The 22038-nt window shown below is 42.5% G+C and carries 18 protein-coding genes; 6 read left to right on the top strand and 12 right to left on the bottom strand.

Going from position 1 to position 22038, the window contains the following annotated elements:
* Positions 1-7 precede the first annotated feature (7 nt).
* The 7 genes from ACQKC9_RS04485 to ppsA form a co-directional block, all read right to left on the bottom strand.
* Entirely contained in the window at positions 8-1366 is a 1359-nt protein-coding gene (locus tag ACQKC9_RS04485) for a GntP family permease (protein ID WP_427620652.1), read from the bottom strand.
* A 470-nt stretch (positions 1367-1836) separates the two neighbouring features.
* Positions 1837-2076 (bottom strand): hypothetical protein, encoded by a 240-nt coding sequence (locus ACQKC9_RS04480; protein ID WP_179798876.1) that lies wholly within the window; start codon positions 2074-2076, stop codon positions 1837-1839.
* A gap of 354 nt (positions 2077-2430) precedes the next feature.
* Positions 2431-2937 (bottom strand): 50S ribosomal protein L9, encoded by a 507-nt coding sequence (rplI, locus tag ACQKC9_RS04475; protein WP_057759378.1) that lies wholly within the window; start codon positions 2935-2937, stop codon positions 2431-2433.
* A 20-nt stretch (positions 2938-2957) separates the two neighbouring features.
* Positions 2958-3188, bottom strand: a complete 231-nt coding sequence (rpsR, locus tag ACQKC9_RS04470; protein WP_010198808.1) for a 30S ribosomal protein S18 — start codon at positions 3186-3188, stop codon at positions 2958-2960.
* Positions 3189-3204: 16 nt separating this feature from the next.
* Positions 3205-3609 (bottom strand): 30S ribosomal protein S6, encoded by a 405-nt coding sequence (rpsF, locus tag ACQKC9_RS04465; protein WP_101205443.1) that lies wholly within the window; start codon positions 3607-3609, stop codon positions 3205-3207.
* Positions 3610-3900: 291 nt separating this feature from the next.
* A complete protein-coding gene (locus tag ACQKC9_RS04460; RefSeq protein ID WP_427620651.1) occupies positions 3901-4881 on the bottom strand; it encodes an RDD family protein in 981 nt (326 codons plus the stop codon).
* 114 nt (positions 4882-4995) lie between these two features.
* Positions 4996-7380 carry a phosphoenolpyruvate synthase gene (gene ppsA / locus ACQKC9_RS04455; protein ID WP_191115062.1) on the bottom strand — a complete coding sequence of 795 codons (2385 nt, stop codon included), beginning with the start codon at positions 7378-7380 and terminating at the stop codon, positions 4996-4998.
* A gap of 691 nt (positions 7381-8071) precedes the next feature.
* Here ppsA and ppsR point away from each other — a divergent pair.
* The 3 genes from ppsR to sthA all read left to right on the top strand — a co-directional run bounded on the left by ppsR (position 8072) and on the right by sthA (position 11249).
* On the top strand, positions 8072-8968 hold the full coding sequence (gene ppsR / locus ACQKC9_RS04450; protein WP_101205440.1) for a posphoenolpyruvate synthetase regulatory kinase/phosphorylase PpsR: 897 nt from the start codon (positions 8072-8074) through the stop codon (positions 8966-8968).
* A 129-nt stretch (positions 8969-9097) separates the two neighbouring features.
* Entirely contained in the window at positions 9098-9499 is a 402-nt protein-coding gene (locus ACQKC9_RS04445) for a DUF4377 domain-containing protein (RefSeq protein WP_427620650.1), read from the top strand.
* A gap of 100 nt (positions 9500-9599) precedes the next feature.
* A complete protein-coding gene (gene sthA / locus ACQKC9_RS04440) occupies positions 9600-11249 on the top strand; it encodes a Si-specific NAD(P)(+) transhydrogenase (RefSeq protein ID WP_057759390.1) in 1650 nt (549 codons plus the stop codon).
* A 93-nt stretch (positions 11250-11342) separates the two neighbouring features.
* On the opposite strand, the gene ACQKC9_RS04435 is transcribed toward sthA, so the two are convergent.
* From ACQKC9_RS04435 to ACQKC9_RS04415, 5 genes are all read right to left on the bottom strand, one after another.
* On the bottom strand, positions 11343-12533 hold the full coding sequence (locus ACQKC9_RS04435) for an ABC transporter permease (RefSeq protein WP_427620649.1): 1191 nt from the start codon (positions 12531-12533) through the stop codon (positions 11343-11345).
* Positions 12533-13840, bottom strand: coding sequence for an ABC transporter permease (locus ACQKC9_RS04430; protein WP_427620648.1), 1308 nt, complete (start codon positions 13838-13840; stop codon positions 12533-12535). The genes ACQKC9_RS04435 and ACQKC9_RS04430 overlap by 1 nt, the downstream gene beginning before the upstream one ends.
* 3 nt (positions 13841-13843) lie before the next feature.
* On the bottom strand, positions 13844-15043 hold the full coding sequence (locus ACQKC9_RS04425; RefSeq protein ID WP_427620647.1) for an HlyD family secretion protein: 1200 nt from the start codon (positions 15041-15043) through the stop codon (positions 13844-13846).
* A 48-nt stretch (positions 15044-15091) separates the two neighbouring features.
* On the bottom strand, positions 15092-15958 hold the full coding sequence (locus ACQKC9_RS04420) for a YihY/virulence factor BrkB family protein (protein ID WP_114700932.1): 867 nt from the start codon (positions 15956-15958) through the stop codon (positions 15092-15094).
* Between the two features lie 102 nt (positions 15959-16060).
* The gene (locus ACQKC9_RS04415) at positions 16061-17719 is read right to left on the bottom strand and encodes a TolC family protein (RefSeq protein ID WP_427620646.1); all 1659 of its coding nucleotides are present in this window, start codon (positions 17717-17719) and stop codon (positions 16061-16063) included.
* Between the two features lie 528 nt (positions 17720-18247).
* Here ACQKC9_RS04415 and glpK point away from each other — a divergent pair.
* The 3 genes from glpK to ACQKC9_RS04400 all read left to right on the top strand — a co-directional run bounded on the left by glpK (position 18248) and on the right by ACQKC9_RS04400 (position 21906).
* Positions 18248-19858 (top strand): glycerol kinase GlpK, encoded by a 1611-nt coding sequence (gene glpK, locus ACQKC9_RS04410; protein ID WP_427620645.1) that lies wholly within the window; start codon positions 18248-18250, stop codon positions 19856-19858.
* 247 nt (positions 19859-20105) lie between these two features.
* A complete protein-coding gene (locus tag ACQKC9_RS04405; protein ID WP_427620644.1) occupies positions 20106-20618 on the top strand; it encodes a hypothetical protein in 513 nt (170 codons plus the stop codon).
* Between the two features lie 265 nt (positions 20619-20883).
* The gene (locus ACQKC9_RS04400; RefSeq protein WP_397476971.1) at positions 20884-21906 is read left to right on the top strand and encodes an endonuclease/exonuclease/phosphatase family protein; all 1023 of its coding nucleotides are present in this window, start codon (positions 20884-20886) and stop codon (positions 21904-21906) included.
* The last annotated feature ends 132 nt before the right edge of the window (positions 21907-22038 follow it).

Genomic DNA, 22038 nt, shown 5'->3' with positions numbered 1-22038 from the left:
CTTAGGATTAGATAAACACTAGGGTCAACAACCAGATAAATACGATGCTAGTCACACCTTGGATACCAGTGGCCATTGAATGAGCTTTGTACGCTTGTGCCACGCTCATGCGACTAAACTGGCTAACAATCCAAAAGAAGCTGTCATTGGCATGTGAAATGGTCATGGCACCGGCACCGATTGCCATAACGCAGAACACGCGGCCAAGTTCGCTGTCTAGGCCGATCTGACTCAATAGTGGGGCAACCATAGCAGAAGTCGTAACCAATGCGACTGTGGTTGAGCCTTGTGCTGTTTTTAGCGCAGCAGAAACGATAAATGGCATAAAGATACCTAAACCCAAAGCAGATAGCGTCGAACCTAGGTAATCGCCAATCGGTGTTACTTTTAGCATGGCACCAAATGCACCACCAGCACCAGTGATCAATAGGATAGGGGCAGCTACTACCAAACCTTGCGAGATACTGTCGCTGATTTCTTGCGTTTTTTGGCTTGATTTAATCAAGAAAAACGATAAGAACAAACCGACAAGTAACGCAGTCAATGGGTTACCAATAAATATCAGAATTTCCGCTACCATGCTACTGCCAAATGGTGCGCTTGGGAAATTAGCAACCGAAGACAGGCAGATTAATATGATAGGAACGATAATCGGTAAGAAAGCCATTGTCGCTGAAGGCAAGTGGCTATAATCTTCACGAGTTTTCATTCCGTCAGGCATTGCGGCTGTAGGAGCATCTGCCACATTGATATTGTCAGGAGTGGCGTTAAGGAAGCGATTAGACCACCACCAGCCAGCCAGTACCGCAACCGCTGTCACCACCACACCGACCATGATGACCAAACCTAAGTTTGACTCTAGACCTAAGTTACCTGCCGCTGCGATTGGGCCTGGCGTAGGCGGGACAAAGGTATGGGTAGCGTATAGACCAGTGGCCAAGGCAATGCTCATCGCGACACTTGATACATGTAGACGCTCAGCTAAAGACTCTTTTAGAGAGTTCAAGATAATATAGCCAGAGTCACAAAATACAGGTATAGAAACGACTGCACCGACAATAGACATGGTCAAAGTAGGGAAGCGTGGCCCCAATACTTTGATGACGGACTCTGCCATTACGATAGCAGCACCCGTTTTTTCAAGGATTAAGCCAATAATCGTACCAAATACAATCACAAGACCGATATAACCTAAGATACCACCGAAACCATCAGAAATCGTTTTGGCGACCGTGTTAAGTGGTACTTGATAAAATAGCGCGACCAAAAAAGCGGATAAAATCAACACTAAAAAGGGATGCCACTTTAATTTTGCGGTAGCGAAAATAATAAAAAGAATGGTCAGCACAAGCCAAAATACAATCATCACTGTCTCAATATGGTTTATATCTTAATTGATTACCAATGCCAATATAGTCAATTATATCGAGATTAAACACGGTATATAGCGTGCTAAGTCTACTTTGCGTAGTACTTTCACAGGCTTTTACCATGTCTACATTTAAACGATATCGAACCAACTATCTGCATCACTAACGATACGAAATTTTAAAGGGGCATATTTTATAGCAAATAGACGCCGCTAGGAAATAGATTCGTTAAATAGTTGGCGCTGTTGACAAAAAATTGAGAGAGACTTAATTTTGAAATGATGGAAGTTAGTAAGAAAACATCGAAGAATCTAATGGAAATACTTGTATAACTAGCAATTGCTAATACTTCAAACCAAAAAAAACTGGCCATTTATAATGACCAGTTTTTGTCTAAGCAATATTTACCTACCTGAGTAATAGTTATTCTTAAGATAGGTATTCTAAGGAGTGCCCTGATTGACAGTTAGGCAATCTTATCAAAAAAAGCTTTGTTATTGGTAGCAGTTGCAGTATCAAAGCTGACATAAATACCTTGATCATCCAACGTGGCATACCAATGATCATCATTGCCACTGGTCAACAGCTGAAAGTATTTGTCATTGACTATTCTGCCAACTGTATATACTTCACCTTCGGAATAGTATGCATTACCTTGGGTACAGATAAGCTTGTCATTGGTATGGATGTTATTATTTTCTTTCATGTTCTTGCGCCCTATTAGTACATTAGATAGCAGTAGATTACCAATTCTGCTAATAGTAATAAAGATGATTATATAGGCAGTATCTTGTTGTTTAGTATAGCGTTTTTAAGGTAGTTGTTGCATTTAGTTACTACAATATTGCATAGATAACACTGCTATCATAGCAATAGATTTTTTGAGAATCCTCAGCTGTTTAGGAATATATAAAATCCTAATTTATCGAGATAAAAGAGTACAAGTTAGCGATATAGATTGTCTAAATACATAGACTCTAATGTCAAAAATGACGCACATAAAAAAGCCAGCAACCTAAGTTGCTGGCTTTTTGCAGACTGAGTCTAACTACATAGAAGATTACTCTTCAGAATAGTCTTCTTCAGCAGCTTCTTCGTCAGCTGAATCTTCGTTGTTACCATCTTCAGAAAGAATAGTAACTAAGATGCTAGCAGTAACGTCATGGTGTAGCTGAATATCAACATTGTATTCGCCAACTTGACGTAGAGTGCCTTCAGGTAGCTTGATTTCAGCACGGTCTACTTCTAGACCTGAGTTAGTCAATGCTTCAGCGATATCGCGAGTACCGATAGAGCCGAATAGCTTGCCTTCGTCACCTGATTTAGCACGCATGATAACATTAACGTCAGTCAATGCATCAGCACGCTCTTGAGCAACAGCGATCTCTTTTGCTTCTTCAGCTTCAAGTTCAGCACGACGTGCTTCGAACTTTTCGATGTTAGCTTTGGTAGCAGGTAGTGCTTTGCCCTGAGGGATAAGAAAGTTACGTCCGTAACCTGGTTTTACATCGACAGTTTCACCGAGTTTACCAAGGTTGACGATACGCTGTAACAAAATAATTTGCATGAGTCATTCCTAGTTAGCGGTTAACCTTGATGGTTATCAGTGTATGGAAGTAGCGATAAGTAACGAGCTTGCTTGATAGCAGTCGCTAATTGACGCTGATATTTAGTAGATGTACCAGTAATACGGCTTGGTACGATTTTACCATTATCACTAATGTACTGTTTTAGCAATTCAACATCTTTATAGTCGATGTGAGTGATGCCTTCAGCAGTGAAACGGCAGAATTTGCGACGGCGATAGAAACGTGCCATGAGTATTCTCCTTTAATTAGTCTTCACTGTTGTCGTTGTCGTCATTATCGTTTTCACGATTGTCTGGACGACGAGTAGTTGCTTTGCGTGCGCGTTTTTCATCGGCATTCTTGGCTAACTGCGACTCTTCAGTGACAGCTTCGTCACGGCGCATAACTAGACTACGAATGATCGCGTCGTTATAACGGAATAATTCTTCAAGTTCAGCTAAAGTTTCACCGTCAGTTTCAATGTTGAAAAGAACGTAATGAGCTTTGTGAATCTTGTTGATTGGATAAGCCAGTTGACGACGGCCCCAATCTTCTAGACGATGGATAACACCGTTGTTGTCTTGAACTAACTTGATGTAGCGCTCAACCATGCCGACCACTTGGTCGCTTTGGTCTGGGTGTACAAGTAACACCAGTTCGTAATGTCGCATTATGACTCCTTACGGATTAGTAGCTATTAACCCTATGTTAATAGCAAGGAGATTTATAAGGTAAGCCCAATTCTAGTCATATTTTATAAAAAACAATCAAGAATAAGCTTAGTTTATAAAGCGCCGTATTATAACAGTACTCGGCAACTAACACAAAGGTTAATCACCAAGCTACTGCCAATAAAATATAAAAAGAGGCTAAATAAGCTTTGCTAAATAAAAAAGCCGCGATAGTACGCAGCTTTTTTAAGTATAACGAGCTATAAACCCAATAGCCAAATCAAAATACTGTTATTCAGATTTTGACTTTTTTACCAATTGGCTACTGTCTGCTTTTACCACTAAGGTTTTGGCAAGTTTGTCATGCCAACCAATGTTTTCAGGGCTTTTAGATGCCATGTAATAATGGATAGCAATAATCACAAAGCCTAAAAAGCTGGTAAACGAAAACAGTAAGTTATAGATAATAAATAACAATAACGTACGTGTACCAATAAGCTTAATGAACGAAGGTAGGCGATGCGTGGTTTGATCCACGACACGAATACCAGTGATTAGCTTGCCTAGTGATTGACCGCGCATGGTAATAAATACCAATTGCAAGGCAAATAGCCCAAAGACCATCACCTGTGACATCATCAATGTGCTACTAGGAAGACTTTCCATTAGCGTCATTGAATATTGATAGGCGGCGTCCATATCTTGAATGTTTTGGAACTTGGTATAGTCCACATCCATCTTAGTCAATGCCATTACTAGCGGCAGTATGGCCAATACATAAAGTAGGCCATTCAATGCAGTCGCCAAAATGCGTGACATGATTGGTGCAAGTACCACGTTGCCGACGACTTTATCGTTGTCTGCAACAGCCTTTTTGAGAGTAGACTTGTTTAATGAGACATTGTTGTGCGGCGTTTGATGACGATTGGTTGTCATGTCGGCTTTTACGTTTTTAGGACGTTCAGGTTTGCCATATAGTCTATCTAACGATACTGACTTATCATCTTTCGCTTTATTGGTATCTTCAGGGAAGACGGTCACGTTATTGATGATAGAGTCGTTTACTTCAGGCGTGTTAGCACTGGTCGGGCGATAAACCGTTTGGTTATTGGTAAGATCACCTACGCGCTGCCACTGGGCTAAGCCTTCATGCCACATCAGATCATCAAGCAATACTTCACCAGATGCCAGCATGATATTCAGCTGCTCCAACTGATATGGGCCAGCTTGTACGTTATTTCGAGCAAGGAAAATCTGCATAATTGCCTGCATAGTTAGTCATGTCTTAGGACATTATATTAGGGTCTATTTGAAAAAATCAAATAGACCCTAATAGTGGTATCTTTAATGACTGTGTGAATGACCGCCGTAATTAAACGCAGCGGTTTACTTCGCTTCTTCACCAGCTAAGAAGAACCAAGTATCTAGTACTGAGTCTGGGTTCAATGACACTGAGCTAATACCTTGCTCCATCAACCAGAACGCTAGATCTGGATGGTCTGATGGACCTTGACCACAGATGCCGACATACTTACCAGCTTTGCGGCAAGCTTCGATAGCCATAGACAATAGTTTCTTAACAGCAGGATCACGCTCATCAAATAGATGTGAGACGATACCTGAGTCACGGTCAAGACCAAGTGTTAACTGAGTCAAATCGTTAGAACCGATTGAGAAACCATCGAAATGCTCTAGGAACTCTTCTGCTAATAGGGCGTTGGTTGGTAGCTCACACATCATGATGACGCGTAGACCATTTTCGCCACGTTTTAGACCATTTTTCTCAAGTAATTCGATGACTTCTTTGGCTTCGCCAACAGTACGTACGAATGGAATCATGATCTCAACGTTGGTCAAGCCCATGTCATCACGTACACGTTTTAGTGCTTTACACTCAAGCTCAAAACAGTCACGGAAGTTATCAGACACATAACGGCTAGCACCGCGGAAACCAAGCATTGGGTTCTCTTCTGATGGTTCGTATAACTTACCACCAAGCAGGTTAGCGTATTCGTTTGATTTGAAATCTGACATACGAACGATCACTGGCTGATCCATGAAGGCAACAGCTAGCGTTGAGATACCTTCAACCAATTTATCAACATAGAAGTCAACAGGTGATGCATAGCCTGCGATACGCTCTTGGATTGCTTGCGCAATTTCACGTGGCAAGCTGTTCATGTTTAGCAAGGCTTTTGGATGCACACCAATCATACGGTTAATGATGAACTCTAGACGTGCAAGACCAATACCTTCGTTTGGCATTTGGGTAAATGAGAATGCGCGATCTGGGTTACCAACGTTCATCATGACTTTAAATGCTAGCTCTGGCATAGATTCAACAGAGTTAGTCTGTACTTCAAAGTCGATTTGGCTTTCATAAATGAAACCAGTGTCGCCTTCAGCACAAGAAGCAGTTACGTCTTGACCATCAACCAATAGCTCAGTTGCGTTGCCACAACCAACGATAGCTGGCACACCTAGCTCACGCGCGATAATAGCAGCGTGACAGGTACGACCACCACGGTTGGTGATGATAGCAGAAGCGCGCTTCATAACTGGTTCCCAATCCGGATCAGTCATGTCTGATACGAGTACGTCGCCTTCTTCTACTTTGTCCATCTCGTTTAGGTTGCTAACGATACGCACTTTACCTGAACCGATACGTTGACCGATTGAACGACCTTCACACAATACTTTTGCGCCAGTCGTGTCGATGACATAACGTTCCATTACGTTGCTGTCTTGACGGCTCTTAACAGTCTCAGGACGTGCTTGAACGATAAAGATTTCGTTAGTATCGCCGTCTTTTGCCCACTCGATATCCATCGCTTGGCCATAATGCTGTTCGATCGTTACCGCTTGCTTGGCAAGTGAGGTTAGCTCTTCAGTAGATAAAGAGAACTGCATACGATCTTGTTTTTCAACATCAACGGTTTTAACTGATTTAGCTGTGCTGCCTTCATCACCATAAACCATTTTCTTATGCTTGCTACCTAGGTTACGACGGATAACTGACGGTTTGCCATTGGCTAGCAATTTCTTAGAGATATAGAACTCATCTGGGTTAACCGCACCCTGTACAACCATTTCACCTAGGCCATAGCTTGAGGTGATGAATACCACTTGATCAAAGCCACTTTCGGTATCTAGCGTGAACATAACACCAGCAGCACCAGTCTCTGAACGTACCATACGCTGTACAGCAGCAGATAGTGCAACACCCTCGTGCTCAAAACCTTTGTGTACACGGTAAGAGATTGCACGGTCGTTATATAGAGAGGCAAATACTTCTTTAATAGCAATTAGGACGTTATCAATACCGCGAATGTTCAAGAAAGTTTCTTGTTGACCGGCAAATGACGCATCTGGCAAATCTTCAGCAGTGGCAGAAGAACGTACAGCAACAGCGATGTCTTCGCCGCCACTCATGGTTTCAAATGATTGACGTACTTCTTGCTCAAGATCTTTTGGCAGTTCTTGTTCAATAATCCAAGTACGAATCTTTTTACCAGTAGCCGCAAGCTTATTAACATCATTTACATCTAGTGTTTTTAGCTCGCTGTTGATTTTGTCAAGCAAGCCTGTTTCAGTCAAAAAGCGGTTGAATGCATTTGAAGTGGTGGCAAAGCCGCCTGGAACACTAACGCCTAAATCAGAAAGATGGCTGATCATTTCGCCAAGCGAAGCGTTCTTACCACCAACCATTTCGATGTCGTCTTTTCCTAGCTGATCAAGATTGATTACAAGTGCTGTAGATTGCGCTGCCATGATAACTCCAGAAAATAAGGTTATTTAGTAAAGATTATAACGGTGAATTATACCGCCATATTAGGACAATTTCGAGGGTTTTCACCAAAAAACTTGTTAAAAATATACAAATTGTGGGGTTTGCTACATAAATTAGGGCCAGTCTAATCAAGTTTCGTATTTACTAGGATGAAAAATATCATTGTTAGTGACGATGTTATGCGCTTATAAAAGCCAATTACTGCATAAAATAAACGTATTCAAATAAGCCACATTTAGAGTATTTCCATAATTTATGTTTCAATCTTATGTATCTATATAAAAAAAGCATAATAGAAGAAGCATAAAAAACGCCTTAATGAGAAGTGAATTAACTATGACGACAAGTTGAAAGACAATGTTGGTGCTAAGTGTACGCCTGTAACATTGATTTCTATTAAGAGGCTAATATGCGTATAATGTAGCGCATAGATAGTTGATGCACACTGCATGATAAATGTGCGGTATAGGTGCTGAAAAATGCTCGTTTTAAGAAGGCAGTTATAAAGCCTAGTTATACGAGTTATAAAGGTAACTATAAAAAGCCGAGTAAAATTCACGCTATTAATAGTCAATAACTGCTAAACGTCTACCAAGTCTGAATTATTACTAAAATCTATACCAAAAACTAAATGAAGGTCACTATTGAGTTTTCAACCGAGGTGTCAACGATATGTACTCAAGCAATCCATCTGAACAAGTTAAGTCCACTATCCAAAATCGCCATGCGCTAAATTTGGACAGCTCACAAGCCATTAGAACGGCGTTTTTTATCTCAGATGGCACAGCAATTACGGCTGAGACACTTGGACGCGCTATTTTGAGTCAGTTTGCCTCGGTTCCTTTTGAAACAAGAGTATTGCCATACGTCGATAGCTTAGAGCGTGCGGAAGATGCGGTTGAACAAATCAATATGGCGTATCAGCGCGATGGATCGTTGCCATTGGTTTTCGATACGATCGTTAATCCTGAGATTCGTGAAAAGATCAACTCAGCACACAGCTGTAACTTGGATATGTATGAAGGTCTGATTGGTCGTGTTGCAGAAGAGACTGGTGTGGAGCCAGATGGTCATTCAGGGCATGCACATGATGATGTCGATTCTGAGACCTATAAAGAGCGTATCGATGCAGTGCATTTTGCCTTAGACAATGACGATGGCGCGCGTACTCGTCACTATAATGCAGCCGATATTATTCTGGTGGGTGTGTCGCGCTCAGGTAAGACGCCGACTTCTCTATACTTAGCATTACAATTCGGTATTCGAGCGGCTAACTATCCTTTGACCGAAGATGATTTGTACGACAATCAGTTGCCGAAAGCATTACGTGAGCATAAAGATAAGCTGTTTGGTTTGCTTATTGATACTGATCGCTTAGTAAAAATCCGTCAAGAGCGCCGTGCAGGCAGTCGTTACTCAAGCTATCAGCAATGTCAGCAAGAGCAGCGCGCGATTCAGGGTATCTATATCACGCACGGTATCCCAAGCTTAGATGTATCGGAGATGTCTGTTGAAGAGATTGCCACGCGTATTTTGCAGATGACAGGTCTCAAACGCCGTATTGGATAATGAATGTCAGCTTAAACAGTCTCTGTTCAATCAGTATCAATAAGTGTTCAGGCAGCTTTAATAAGTGCGTATAAAACACTAATAAACATACATCATTTCATCCTAGATAATTATCATATAGAGAATATTATGATTTCAGCCTTTCAATCTATAAAGCCATCGTTGTTGCTGGCAGGTTTAATCAGTGCAGCGACTTTACTGAGTGCTTGTCAAACATCACCATTTGCAAAGGATCCAGTACCTGAGCCGCGCTATATTCCAAGTATCGTATTGGGAGAAGCACAGACACTGACCGTCATGCCAAACCGTGTTGCTTGTGCTTCAGAATTGCCAATGCAATGCCTACTTGCTAAGTCTAAAGACGGTAGCGTATTCCAGATTCCTTATGACTGGATCGACGATTTCAAACCAGCCCTTGGTACAGAGTACATCATTAGTGCCCGCCCGCAGATTGATGAAGGGCAACAGAGCGCTACTGGTCATTGGACATTGCAAAACATATTGTCACAACGTATGGTGGGCATGCCTTAGTAGGGCGGTATTCATTTATCTACATGATACTAACTCAGCTACATATTGATTCATTTATATCTCAAACATTTACTCGATAAATAAATATAAAGAGGACATCATGGTAAGTAAAAGTGCAAGCGACGAGACCAACGATACTGGTAAAGATATTCATACCGAAGTATCAAATAAATCTAGCGGACACGTGCCAAGCCCTGAACATACCGAAGGTAAGAACAAAAAAGAAAAGATAGAGCAGACTCATGAGCAAGTGACTGATGATGTTATGCATCATCCTGACTTAGTGAATCCGCTCGATGACACACGAATCGATATTAAATCTGGTTTTACCAAAGACTCTCGTCGTCTAAAAAGTGACGATCATGAGTATGAGTACGATGCCGTTGTTTTGGGGGCGGGACCTGCTGGTGAAGCCGCTGCCATGAAGCTGACTAAATCTGGTAAAAGAGTTGTCGTCGTCGATCCGCGTGATCAAGTAGGGGGTAACTCTACTCACGTTGGTACGATTCCAAGTAAAGCATTGCGCCAATCTGTATTTAACTTGATTAACTTCCGCCGCGATCCAATGTTTACCAAGGCGATGGAATATAAGCAGGTACCGCTAAATGAAGTATTGGCTAAGGCGCGTCAAGTTATTCGTCGTCAAGTCAGTACCCATACACGTTTTTATGAGCGCAACCGTATTGAAGTCATCCAAGGTTGGGCAAGTTTCATTGACGCCCATACGCTACGTATTGAAGTCGATGAAAATGTTTATGAAACCATCACTTTTAATAAAGCCATCATCACTGTCGGTAGTCGTCCTTACCGTCCTGAGATTTTAGACTTTAACCATCCACGCGTTTTTGACTCTGACAAAATCTTGCAAATGGATTATGTGGTCAAAAAAATCATCATTTATGGTGCAGGGGTGATTGGCTGTGAGTACGCGTCTATCTTTACCGGTCTTGGCTACAAAGTTGATTTGATCAATAACCAAGATCAGTTGCTCAACTACTTAGACAGCGAAATCAGTGATGCCATCGCGCATGACTTTAGACAGTTCGGTGTGCTTATCCGTAGTAATGAAGAGATTGATCATCTAGAAACTCATGATGATTATGTGGTCTTACACTTAAAGAGCGGCAAGCGCATCAAATCTGATGCCATTCTTTGGTCAAATGGTCGCTCAGGTAACACCGAAGGCTTGAACTTAGAAGCCATTGGGCTAAAAGCAAATGGCCGTGGTCAGTTAAAAGTAGATGATACTTACTGTACGGACGTCGACAATATCTATGCGGCGGGTGACGTAATCGGTTGGCCATCACTAGCCTCTGCTGCCTATGACCAAGGTCGCTGTGCCGCTGCATTTATGGTTGGTGATAGTGATGCCGAGCCAGTATCTAGTGTACCGACTGGTATCTATACGATTCCTGAAATCTCTTGTATCGGTAAGACAGAGCAAGAGCTCACGGATGAAAAAGTTCCGTATGAAGTGGGTCAGGCGTTCTTTAAACATCTGGCACGTGCCCAAATCATTGGTGAACGTTCGGGCGTATTAAAGATATTGTTCCATCGTGATACGTTAGAAATTCTAGGCATCCATTGCTATGGTAACCACGCTTCAGAAATTATTCATATTGGTCAAGCAGTGATGAAGTGTAAGAGCAACAATACACTTGAGTACTTTGTAAATACGACTTTCAACTATCCAACGATGGCAGAAGCATATCGTGTGGCAGCATTGAATGGTTTGAACCGAGTGTTTTAAACCATTGTCTACTTATATCGTATAAATAAAAAAGCGCCTACTATTATTAGTAAGCGCTTTTTTTATGCTCATAGATTTAATTAATTTGAGGGTTTATAAGTAGGATTTTCGCTGTGGAATACGCTTGCGTAAAAATAGCAATAAAACAAAATAGAGCAACCACAAGCCAGCCAACGCATAAAATCCTATAGCGACTTGAGAGACACTGGCACCCATTTGGTTAAGCTGCACAGAGGTGTTAATTGCAGGCGTAGTCGGTACTAGCCAACGTATTACTTGTAATACTTGAGGCAATTGGTCTGCTGGCCAAGGGTAGCCGCTCAAGAAGAATATCGGTAAGGAGATAAAAATTAAGATCTGCATACTGCGCTCACGTTGCCGGAACCATAATCCGAGTACGCAGCCGAGCGTTGCGACTGTCGGACAAAATAGTGCCAAAAACAGCAGCGTACCAAGCATATTTTGTCCACGTGGATAATGATGTAGCTCAAACGCCCACCCATAATAAAAGCAGCCAACGATAAAGCTAAGTGAGCTTAGCGCTCCAATACGTCCTAGCCAGCCACGTACACTCGTACTGTGACGGCGCTGCTCATACCATGTGCCAATCAGCATCGCAGTCGCCATTAAAAGTGTCTGCTGTAAGATAATAACAGAGACAGCAGGTACGACATAAGCACCATAGCCTTCGGTTTGGTTATACAGTGGCATAATCCGTAGCGGTACAGCTTGCGTGTTCTGTGCTGCGGTAGATGCATAAGCGCCTTTCGCAATACTTTTCTTTACCTTGATACCAGCCGATACTGTACCTACTGCTTGAGAGAAACCCAATTGGACGTTTTTATTTAAAATAAAATAACCGCCGTTACCCAGTACGCTGACGTGCGCTTGCTCTCCGGACTGAACTTGTTCTTCAAGACCAGTTGGAATCACCATATAGCCTGCAATTTGATCTGACCATATGGCTTCTTTGGCAGCCTGCTCATTGATAAATCGTTCAGTATTTAGATATGGACTAGCACTCGCATAGCGTACGAGAGTACGCGATAAGTTGCTGTTGTCATGATCAATGATACCTACTGGCACATGATTGACCACCTCAGACGAGTAAGGCCAAGGATAGAAAAACCCATAAATAATAGGGGCAATAATCAACATCAAAAGTACGCCTTTATCACTAAAGACGTCTTTGAAAGTTTGAATAAAGCTGGTCCAAAAACTTTGCGAAGCAGGAGTGTCGGTTAAATTAGCTTTTGAGTATGTATGATTTGATTGTGCAGACATTAGCGTGCTCCCCAACGTTCAGGATGCGCCAATGCGCGTTTGGTTAATAGTGCTGCAAGTACTAGCGCTAGTATGGCAGCAAGCGTGAGGCCATAGACGATGGGTAGAGAGATGGCGATCGGTGCTTGCATTTGTAACTGTGCAATATGGAGTTTGAGATAATGCGTTAGCGGCAGGGCATTTGACCAATATTGTGCGCTATCACTAATCGCAATATATGGAAAAGTAACACCGGCAAAGGCATAAGAAGGCGCTGAAATAAATCCAGTAGTCGATAGACCCATACGTAATGAAAAAGAATTCAAAGTAAAAATAGCACCTAACCAAAACGACAATATCATTAGGCACAGAAACCCAGCATAGACTGCCATGAGAGACATGATGTTGATATTCTGATTGGCCGTTGCCAGCCACAATATCAACACTGACCACAAGCTATAAGCCAGTATTGGCCAAAAGTATTTACCTAATAAGCCAAAGACCAATACTGATAGGCTGACCGAATTGGGCATTTTTGCATTCGATGATGTTTTGTTATTGCTGCTATCTTGTTTGGTTGATAGCGAAGATGTCGTTTTTGAAGGTTTAGATAAGGTTAAATTAGGCTTTCCTATATCAATAAAACGGTACCAGCGACCGATATTCTTATCACGTAACTCGCGGCCTATCGTAGTTGCGCCAATGACCATTGCCAATATATGCAATAAGGCAGGTATGACAGTCGATGCCAAAAACTGCTGATAATTGGTTGCAGCATTGAATAAGCTAATACGCTGCACACTGATAGGCGCGTAAGCCGTCATCGCTTGTGATGGTGCTACGCCTTGTTTAACCAATCGCTTAATCTCTACACCTGCGGATAATGTACTAGCGACTGCTTGGACACCTGCCTGAATAATACCAGAGTGCGTACCGTATTGTGCATTGACTTGTAGAATCAATGGAGCAGGCTGGCTTGATAATATATTACGAGAAAAGTCCTCTGGGATAATGACGACAGCGTAAATGTCACGCTGTAAAATGGCAGCCTCTGCATCCGCTTGGGAGTAATACAGCTGTCTGACCGTCAAAGTAGGACTGGCCTCTAAGTAACGGACAGCAGTATTGGCAACATCGCTATTGTCTTGATCGATGACTCCGATAGGCAAATCGGTAATTTGAGTCTGTGAAAATATCCACCATATTAGCAGCACTGTTGCCAGTGGTATCCATACCACCATGCTAAAGTCCCAATGATTTTTTGCCAAAAAACGGCGCTCGTAGGCTGCACTGCGTAAAAAAGCCTCACTTAACTTAGTCAAGTGCATGGCTTACTCTTGGTTCTGATTGACAGGAGTAGGATTGATACGTACGACCACACTCATACCTGAGCGGATACGGGCATCGGGCTTAGATGGTCGTGCTTTCACTTCAAAAGTACGCACATCAAAACCATCATCATTATTGGTCGGACGCCAAGTGGCAAAGTCTGATAAGGTCGATGTCGCATAGACGGTAAACTGTTTCGTATAAGGTTTATCCGTTGATGACAGCGCTGGGATAGTACCCGTAAATGTCTGACCAATAGCAAATTGATTTAAATAAGACTCAGTGACGTTAAGTACTACCCATTGGTCTTTGGTATCCACCAACGTCAGGAGCGGAACCCCTTGCCCGATGACTTCTCCAGCACTCACAATGACATTATCAACGATACCAGCGATAGGACTTCTTAGGTTCGCTTCCTCTTTTGCTACTAGCGCTTCATCGAGCTTTGCATCGACCTGTGCGACTTGTGCAGTGGCCGCTGACTTATCTTCAGTACGTGCGCCTTCTAACGCCAGATCATACTGCAAGCGGGCTGCTTCGGTTTGGTCTTGAGTAGCAAGATATTGAGCATACGCCTCATCGCGCTTTTGTCGCGCCATCAAACCTTCTTCGTAAAGGCGATTGACACGCTGATAGGTATTTTCTGCCAAGTCAGACGCGGCTTTATTGGCTTGCCAAGCAGCTTTTGCTTGGGCGATTTCTTGCGGGCGCGCCCCATTTTCTGCTTTGTCTAATTGGCTTTGCGCGATTTGCTTACCAGCACGTGCTTGATTAATCTTGGCATTAATCTCAGGCGAATCCATCTCAACCAGTTGCTGACCTGCTGTTACCGTATCGCCCTCTGTTACCATAATCTGGGCAATACGCCCTGGTACTTTTGCAGCGATAGACGTTTGCTGCATCTGCATTTGCCCTTGCAGCGTAATAACTTCTGGCTCGCTATGCGCATTACTTTTGTATAGGCCATACGCAATCGTACCCAGAACAATCAGTATGAATAGTGCAAGTAATGCTTTTTTTATACGCGCAGATTTGTCAGTTTTAGAGGCGTCACGATTATAAGCAGGTGTCGGTTGCTCTGGTTCAATATCAGACACGTCTTCTACAGGATCGACTGAATTTTGTGTGTCTTGAGAGGTCACTGACTCGGTTGCATCAGCTGATTTATTTGAGTCGTCTGATTCGCGTGGTAATTCTGTCATGACAATGAGATTCCTAAAGCAACAAAGTTGAAAATAAAGGGTTTATTACTAGTACACTCGAAACGCATAAGGTTTGGCGTTGTCTATAGTTTCAGAATTAAAAATAGCACCAAGAGCGACGATAAATGCTGAATAATAGAGCCATAGCATAATGACCACAGCAGCTGAAAGCGCGCCAAACTCAGCACTATAGTTATTAAAATTTTGCACATAAATTGAAAACAAGATGGACAATATAATCCATAAAACCGTTGCTAGCGCAGCGCCCGGCATTAGTTTTTTGAGGGCGACGGCATCACGATTTGGGGCTAGACGATAAAGACCCAAAAAGCTTAAGAATATGATACCTGTCAATATGGGCCACCTGCTCCAAAGCGCAATCGTCTTTGCTATCTGAGGGAAAGGGAAGTAGGCAGCTCCCAAGGGAATAATCGCGATAGAGGAGACTGCGATAATCAATACGACTACTGCTGCAAAGGTCAAACCAACTGCGCGGATCGTGCTTTGTACAAAACTACGCTCTTGAGTGATATGAAACGCAAGATTAATAAGAATAATTAAAGACTTAATACCTTTAGAACCCGCATAAAGTGCGAGCAAGGACGATATAAGCAGGCTGAAAGTCAGAGCAGACGTAGTTGTAGAAACCAACTCGCTCAGACGGGAGTTGAGCACTTCATATACTGTATCAGGTATAAATTGACTCAAAAGCGAGATTTGCTCTTGCATTTCGGCAGGAGAAAACGCGAGACCATAAAGCAGGACGAATACAGCCATCACTGGAAAAATTGATAAGAATCCAAAGAAACCTACACTTGCGCAATGCGCCCAAACATTAGAGTTGTTGGCAATACGCCACGTTTCTAGTAACGTCTGTAGCCAGTTTTTTATCGATTTAGAGGTCAGTTTTTTCATAAAAGCAGCTGTTCGTAATAGGGTTGGTAATAGTATTTTTGATGTCGACTTCATGGTAATACAAAGCGTTTATCAGCACGACTTATGGTTTCTCACATCACATTATTGCTCAGTATATAAAGTAGGTAATTGAATGTCAGCGGCATTGAGATAAGCATTAAAAGCAAGTGGCGTACCACAGCTTTGCATAAGGGCAGCCAATGATTGTACATAGTCATTAGCAGCTTGTGCTTGCTCAGTACGTGCCTTCAGCGATTGCGTCTGTGCTTGCACTACATCAACGGTGGTATTTACACCTTCTTGTAATCCTAAGCGTCGTAATCGCAATACTTCTGCTGCCAAATCAACATTACTTTGCAGTGCCTGATAGCGTGATTGAGCATTATTGACATCGTGCCAGTTTTTTTCTACCAATAGCAATAAATTGTCACTAACTTCAATCTCAGAGAGATCGGCCTGACGTATTTTGGCACTACTGGATGCTAATGATGCGGCTTTATCGAGTCCGCCCCATAGCTTCCAACTGGCAGATATACCAGCGACCCAGCTTGGATCTTTCTCCACCTGACCATAACCGTATAGCAATACCGTAGGCTTGTAGCCCGTATCTGATAGCGCATGTAACTGCTGAGCCTGTGCCCGCTTGGCTGCAACTTTTTGCAGTCCAGGATGGTTGTTTAGTGCCAAGTCCTGAAAGTAGCTCACATCTGGTAGAGGGCGACTAGAGACAAACAACGGTGTGGTTGGCTTGATGCGATAGTCGGTACGTAGTAGACGCTGTAGCGCAATCATAGCTAGGCGCGCGTCATTATTGGCATTGACGGATTCACTTTTGGCATCCGCAAGCGCAGACTGTGCTTCTAGTCTATCGACACGTGAGATAAAACCTTCTTCAAACAGACGCTCGGCCATATGGTCGGTCTGCTGCAATGTATCGTAAGCGTCTTCTCGTAAGTAAGCGGCGATAATCGCTAACTGTGCCTTAAAATAACGCTCAATTAACGTATTATAAAGCTCATTTTTATCCAGCACGCTATCAGCCATCGCTTCTTGTGTACGTGCATCCGAGGCGCCAGTCAATGCGTCTGTACGTCCAGCAGTATAAATAGGCCAAACGACTCCAAGACCTGCACCCGATGTAGAGCCTGAGCGCTTGAGGTTATAGGAGTCGGGTATACGCTCACCGACCAGCTCACCAAAGTCTGGTAGGTCTGCTATCGGAGGGACTATGTTATCTACGCCATTGTTTACTTCGTTGACGATACCGCTTCTGAGAGAGGATAAATCTATATCCTCGTCTAAGTGATAGGCACTGGCAGATACTCGAGCAAATACGAGTGGATTGTCGATAGTTCTGAGCGCGTCAGTTTGGTATTCGCTAGCAGCAATCGCTGCTTGATTGGCAGCAATTTTAGGTGATACTTGTACCAGAAGCTGCTGCGCTTGCTCTAAGCTCAAAAAGCTTGAGACGTCTAGTGCGTAGCTGTTATCGACTGCTTTATGTGTAATAGGGTCAACAAGCGTAGACAGTGCCTGCGACTCAGCGTCTTGAGGGTTTGGTACTGTATGAAAAGGCGCTACAGCTGGTTTATCATTATCAGTTGGACTATCAACATCTATGATTTGTGTCACAGCCACTGGTGTAACATCATCTGACACTTCTATACTGTCAGCGTCAGTGCTTGCGTAAGTCATGACAGGCACGCTCATGACTGCAACTGTCATCATAGCAGTCGGTAGCGCTGATAAAATGAATTTCATAAGTCACATAAGCCATTAATTAGAATGTAAGGTATTATAAAATAAGGAACAGCACCGGTAGATTTCATTGCTCAGGATATAAAGTTGCTGAACTATTATAGACTATTTGCCAGCTAGCGAAAAAATGATGCTCAAATAAATCATTCATATTCTAATATAAAAATATGTCTATATTAAAAGCGCTAGCAAGCGGTCATTCGTCATAAGAGGTACACTGTAGAGCCACAATGGTGACGGGTCAATGCTCAGTATTATGCCATTTTCTATTGTGCGACCAGTAGCGGTATGATAGAGGTTTGATTTGATTTTTAAATATCTGTTTATAAGTAACAACATAGCCAACAAGACGTTTTAAATTCGCGCAATTTATTTTTAAGTAGGTTTTGTTTTTAATCTTATTATGAAAACATTTAGGTAGTAATTAATAAATAAAAAATGCTCAATAAGCATTAGTCGATAAATAGCAGTCAATGAATAGTCACTAAATGGCTATCTAATAGAATAAATAACATTAGCAGAGGGTGTGTCATGGCAGGGTATATTTTAGCGTTGGATCAAGGGACCACATCGAGTCGAGCGATATTGTACGATGATCATGCGCGTCCTATCAAAATGGTACAACAGCCAACGACGCTGCAAACACCCAGAGCTGGATTCGTTGAACAAGATGCACAGCAGATTTGGCAAACTCAGATTAGCTGTGCACACGATGTTATTAATCGGGCAGGGTTGCTTGCCACTGACGTTACCAGTATCGCGATTACCAATCAGCGCGAGTCTATTGTGATGTGGGATAAGCAAACTGGTAAGCCACTGGCTCCTGCCATCATTTGGCAAGACAGGCGTACCGCAAATTACTGTAAGACGCTTGCTGCTGAAAGCGCTAGCAATAGTATGAATGACCCTGTGCATCCGGGTGTTGATAGCGTCAACATGGCACATGAAGTTCAGCGTATTACAGGCCTGCGTTTAGACCCATATTTTAGTGCCAGTAAGATTGCTTGGTTGCTTGAAAACAATCCGAAGCTAAGTGTACGAGCCAGCAGAGGTGAGATAGCGGTCGGCACGATTGATAGTTGGCTGATTTATAAGCTCACAGGCGGGGAGCATGTCATCGATGTGACGAATGCTTCTCGTACATTGTTATTCGATATCCATAAGCTGGCATGGTCAGAGATACTTTGTGACCGATTTGCCATACCTATGAATATATTGCCTAAAGTACTATCGTCCGACGGTGATTTTGGCAAAACCAAAAAAGGTCTGTTTGCAAAGCAAATACCTATTCAAGCAGTATTGGGTGATCAGCAAGCAGCGCTCTTTGGGCAAGGTTGCCTTGATGCAGGCATGGCCAAAAACACTTATGGCACAGGTTGCTTTATGCTAATGAATATTGGCCAACAGCCAAAACTGAGTGAGCATAAGCTGCTAACCACCATCGCATGGCAACGTAAAACGTCACCAATTCGTCCAGACAATTTGTCATTTGACCAAATCGTACAGTCAGGCAAACGCATGCTACAACCACCCAAAAAGGAAGTCACTTACGCTCTAGAGGGCAGTGTTTTTATGGCGGGGGCTATTGTTCAATGGCTGCGTGATAATTTGGGTATGATTCAGCAAAGTAGTGATGTCGAAGACTTAGCCCGTCAAGTGGACAGTAGCGAAGATGTCGTTCTATTGCCGGCATTTACTGGATTGGGGGCGCCTTACTGGCGTTCGGATATTAGTGCTAGCATTACTGGTATGAGCCGCGGTACTACTAAGGCACATATTGCTCGCGCTGCATTGGAGGCCGTTGCCTATCAAACCTATGATGTGCTTATCGCTATGCAAAAGGACAGCCCTCATCCTTTGACTGAGCTGAGGGTAGATGGCGGCGCTGCAAATAATGATTTACTCATGCAGTTCCAAGCAGATTTGCTAGGTGTTCCAGTATTACGTCCTAGAGATACAGAGATTACGGCAAAGGGCGCAGCACTCCTCGCAGGTTTAAAGACTGGGCTGTATGACGAATCGACCATGAAGGCCTCATGGCAAGTAGATCGCGTGTTTAAACCAAGTATGTCGGCTGATACTCGTGAGCGACATCTTGCTAAATGGCAACAGGCTATCAAAAGGTCTCTAATGCCGTTATAAGATTGATTTAATTAGTAAATTTATTGTGATCGTACATTTATAATTACTCAAAGTATGAGGCTGCCGTACACAAATGTGATAAAGATACAGGCTGTAACGCAAGATAATCGCAATACGGACACAGTTTACAAAATCGGCCTATCTGTCCTTACCTATAAATTTCTATACTTCAGTTGGATTTAGTAAGATCGCTAATAATTAGCAAATAAATAATTCAATAAATAATAAATAATTTAAGGACAATATTATGAGTAACCATGACGCTATCGATCGCAGTGAAGTAAAACATATGTCAAAAGAGACAAAAGAAGATTTAAACGCAGACATCATTACCGGTGAGCCAGGTTCACATCCAGTAGGTACAGGTATCGGCGGTGTAGGCGGTGCAGCAGCAGGTGCAGCTATCGGCACAATGGCAGGTCCATTAGGTACGCTAATTGGTGGTGCTATTGGTGCTATCGTTGGTGGCGGCGCAGGTCATGCAGCAGCAGAAGCTATTGATCCAACTCATGAAGAAGCGTACTGGCGTGCAGAGTATGCAAATGCGGACTACCATAGAGAAGAATACGATTTCGACCGTGATTTGCATCCAGCATATGCAGTTGGTTATGCGAACCGTGCTCGTTATCCAGTAGATGCTCGTTTTGAAGATCATGAAGCAGATTTAGAACGCTCATGGCACGAAGTAAAAGGTGAGTCTCGCATGGAATGGAACGAAGCGCGTCGAGCATCACGTGATGCATGGAACCGCGTATCATAAGAGAATTTAGGCAACTAATAGAGCGGTTAGTCAAAATTTTGGCAATCAATGCATTTAGTAATTAACTAGTATCAGGGATTGCTATATCATTACCTAAAATAGACTAATTGTATGTCCAGTTCTATTAATAAATCTACTTATCAACATTTATGCTATTTTAAAACTTCCAAGGTTTAGCTTTGGAAGTTTTTTTAGGCATAAAATTTGCAGCGTATACACGTACGTGAATATTATGTACTATAATAATGAGAGCGATGGGGAATATATGAGTAATAACACTGAAGGCAATAAACAGTTTTATATCGCAACGGCCAACCTGCTGAACTTTGCGAACCCTAATCGAACTTATTATGAAAATGCACCAGCTTATAACGATAAAGCCTATGAACATAAGCTGCGAGGTCTTACAGATTTATTGGCTAAAGCGCATGCTGACATTATCGCAGTACAAGAGGTTTGGGATAGTAATGCATTAGAAGCGTTAGCTGTTTCACTAGGTTTCAAGCCCGAGCATGCGGTCATTCCACTTGCAAGTAACGATAGCGCCAGTATATATACCAAAGGCATGGGTGCACAGAATACACCTGCTGTCGGTATTATCAGCCGATTTAAACAGTTAGAAACCAGTTTGCTAGAAAATATAGCACCAAAAGCCATTATTGATGTACCTGATATCGGTCCTTATCAACGCTTTAACCGTCCTCCATTAGTGTTACGTGTTGACGCCTACGGGCAGCCCATTACTATTATTACAGCGCATCTAAAAAGCAAACGTGCTTTTTTCTTACGTGACGAAAATGGTGACCTATTAGAAGACATGGACGATCCAAATATTCGAGTTCGCGCCAAGCTTCGTAGTTTATGTATGCGCGCAGCAGAAGCGGCCTCTATCCGTATGTCTATTATAGAGCGATTGCAACATACCCGTGAACCATTGATTCTATTGGGCGATATGAATGATGTCACAGGTAGCGTGACTACTCAGTTGATGACAGAAACTGGGGAAGTTAATTACGATAAAAGTATGCGTGATGTCGCACTTTTTGATGCTGCTCGTATCCAAGCACGATATGGCTGGATGAAAGATGTTGCCTATACCCATATATATCAAGGCATGCCAGAAGTTATCGACCAGTTATTTGTCTCAGAAGAGTTCTTGCCTGATAGTAAGTTTTCGCTTGGTTATGTCGAACGAGTCGATTATTTTAATGATCATTTGAAGTGGGACTATGCCGATAGAGTCACTGATCATGGTATTATAAGGGCGAAAATAAAACTCAATGATTAACTTTATAAAATTAGACGGTTAGCTCTATTAAATTGCTGATCGTAGTATTATTTTTTAACCTATTCATGTCCCTTGCTTGATAATGTGCAAGCGTTTATGATGCCTCTGCATTGAGTATAGTAGTGACCATAC

Origin of the sequence: Psychrobacter sp. NPDC078409 (genome assembly GCF_050268505.1) — a bacterium.
Taxonomy (GTDB): domain Bacteria; phylum Pseudomonadota; class Gammaproteobacteria; order Pseudomonadales; family Moraxellaceae; genus Psychrobacter.
The sequence above is the reverse complement of the archived record's forward strand: the minus strand, read 5'-3'. Positions and strand labels throughout refer to the sequence as shown.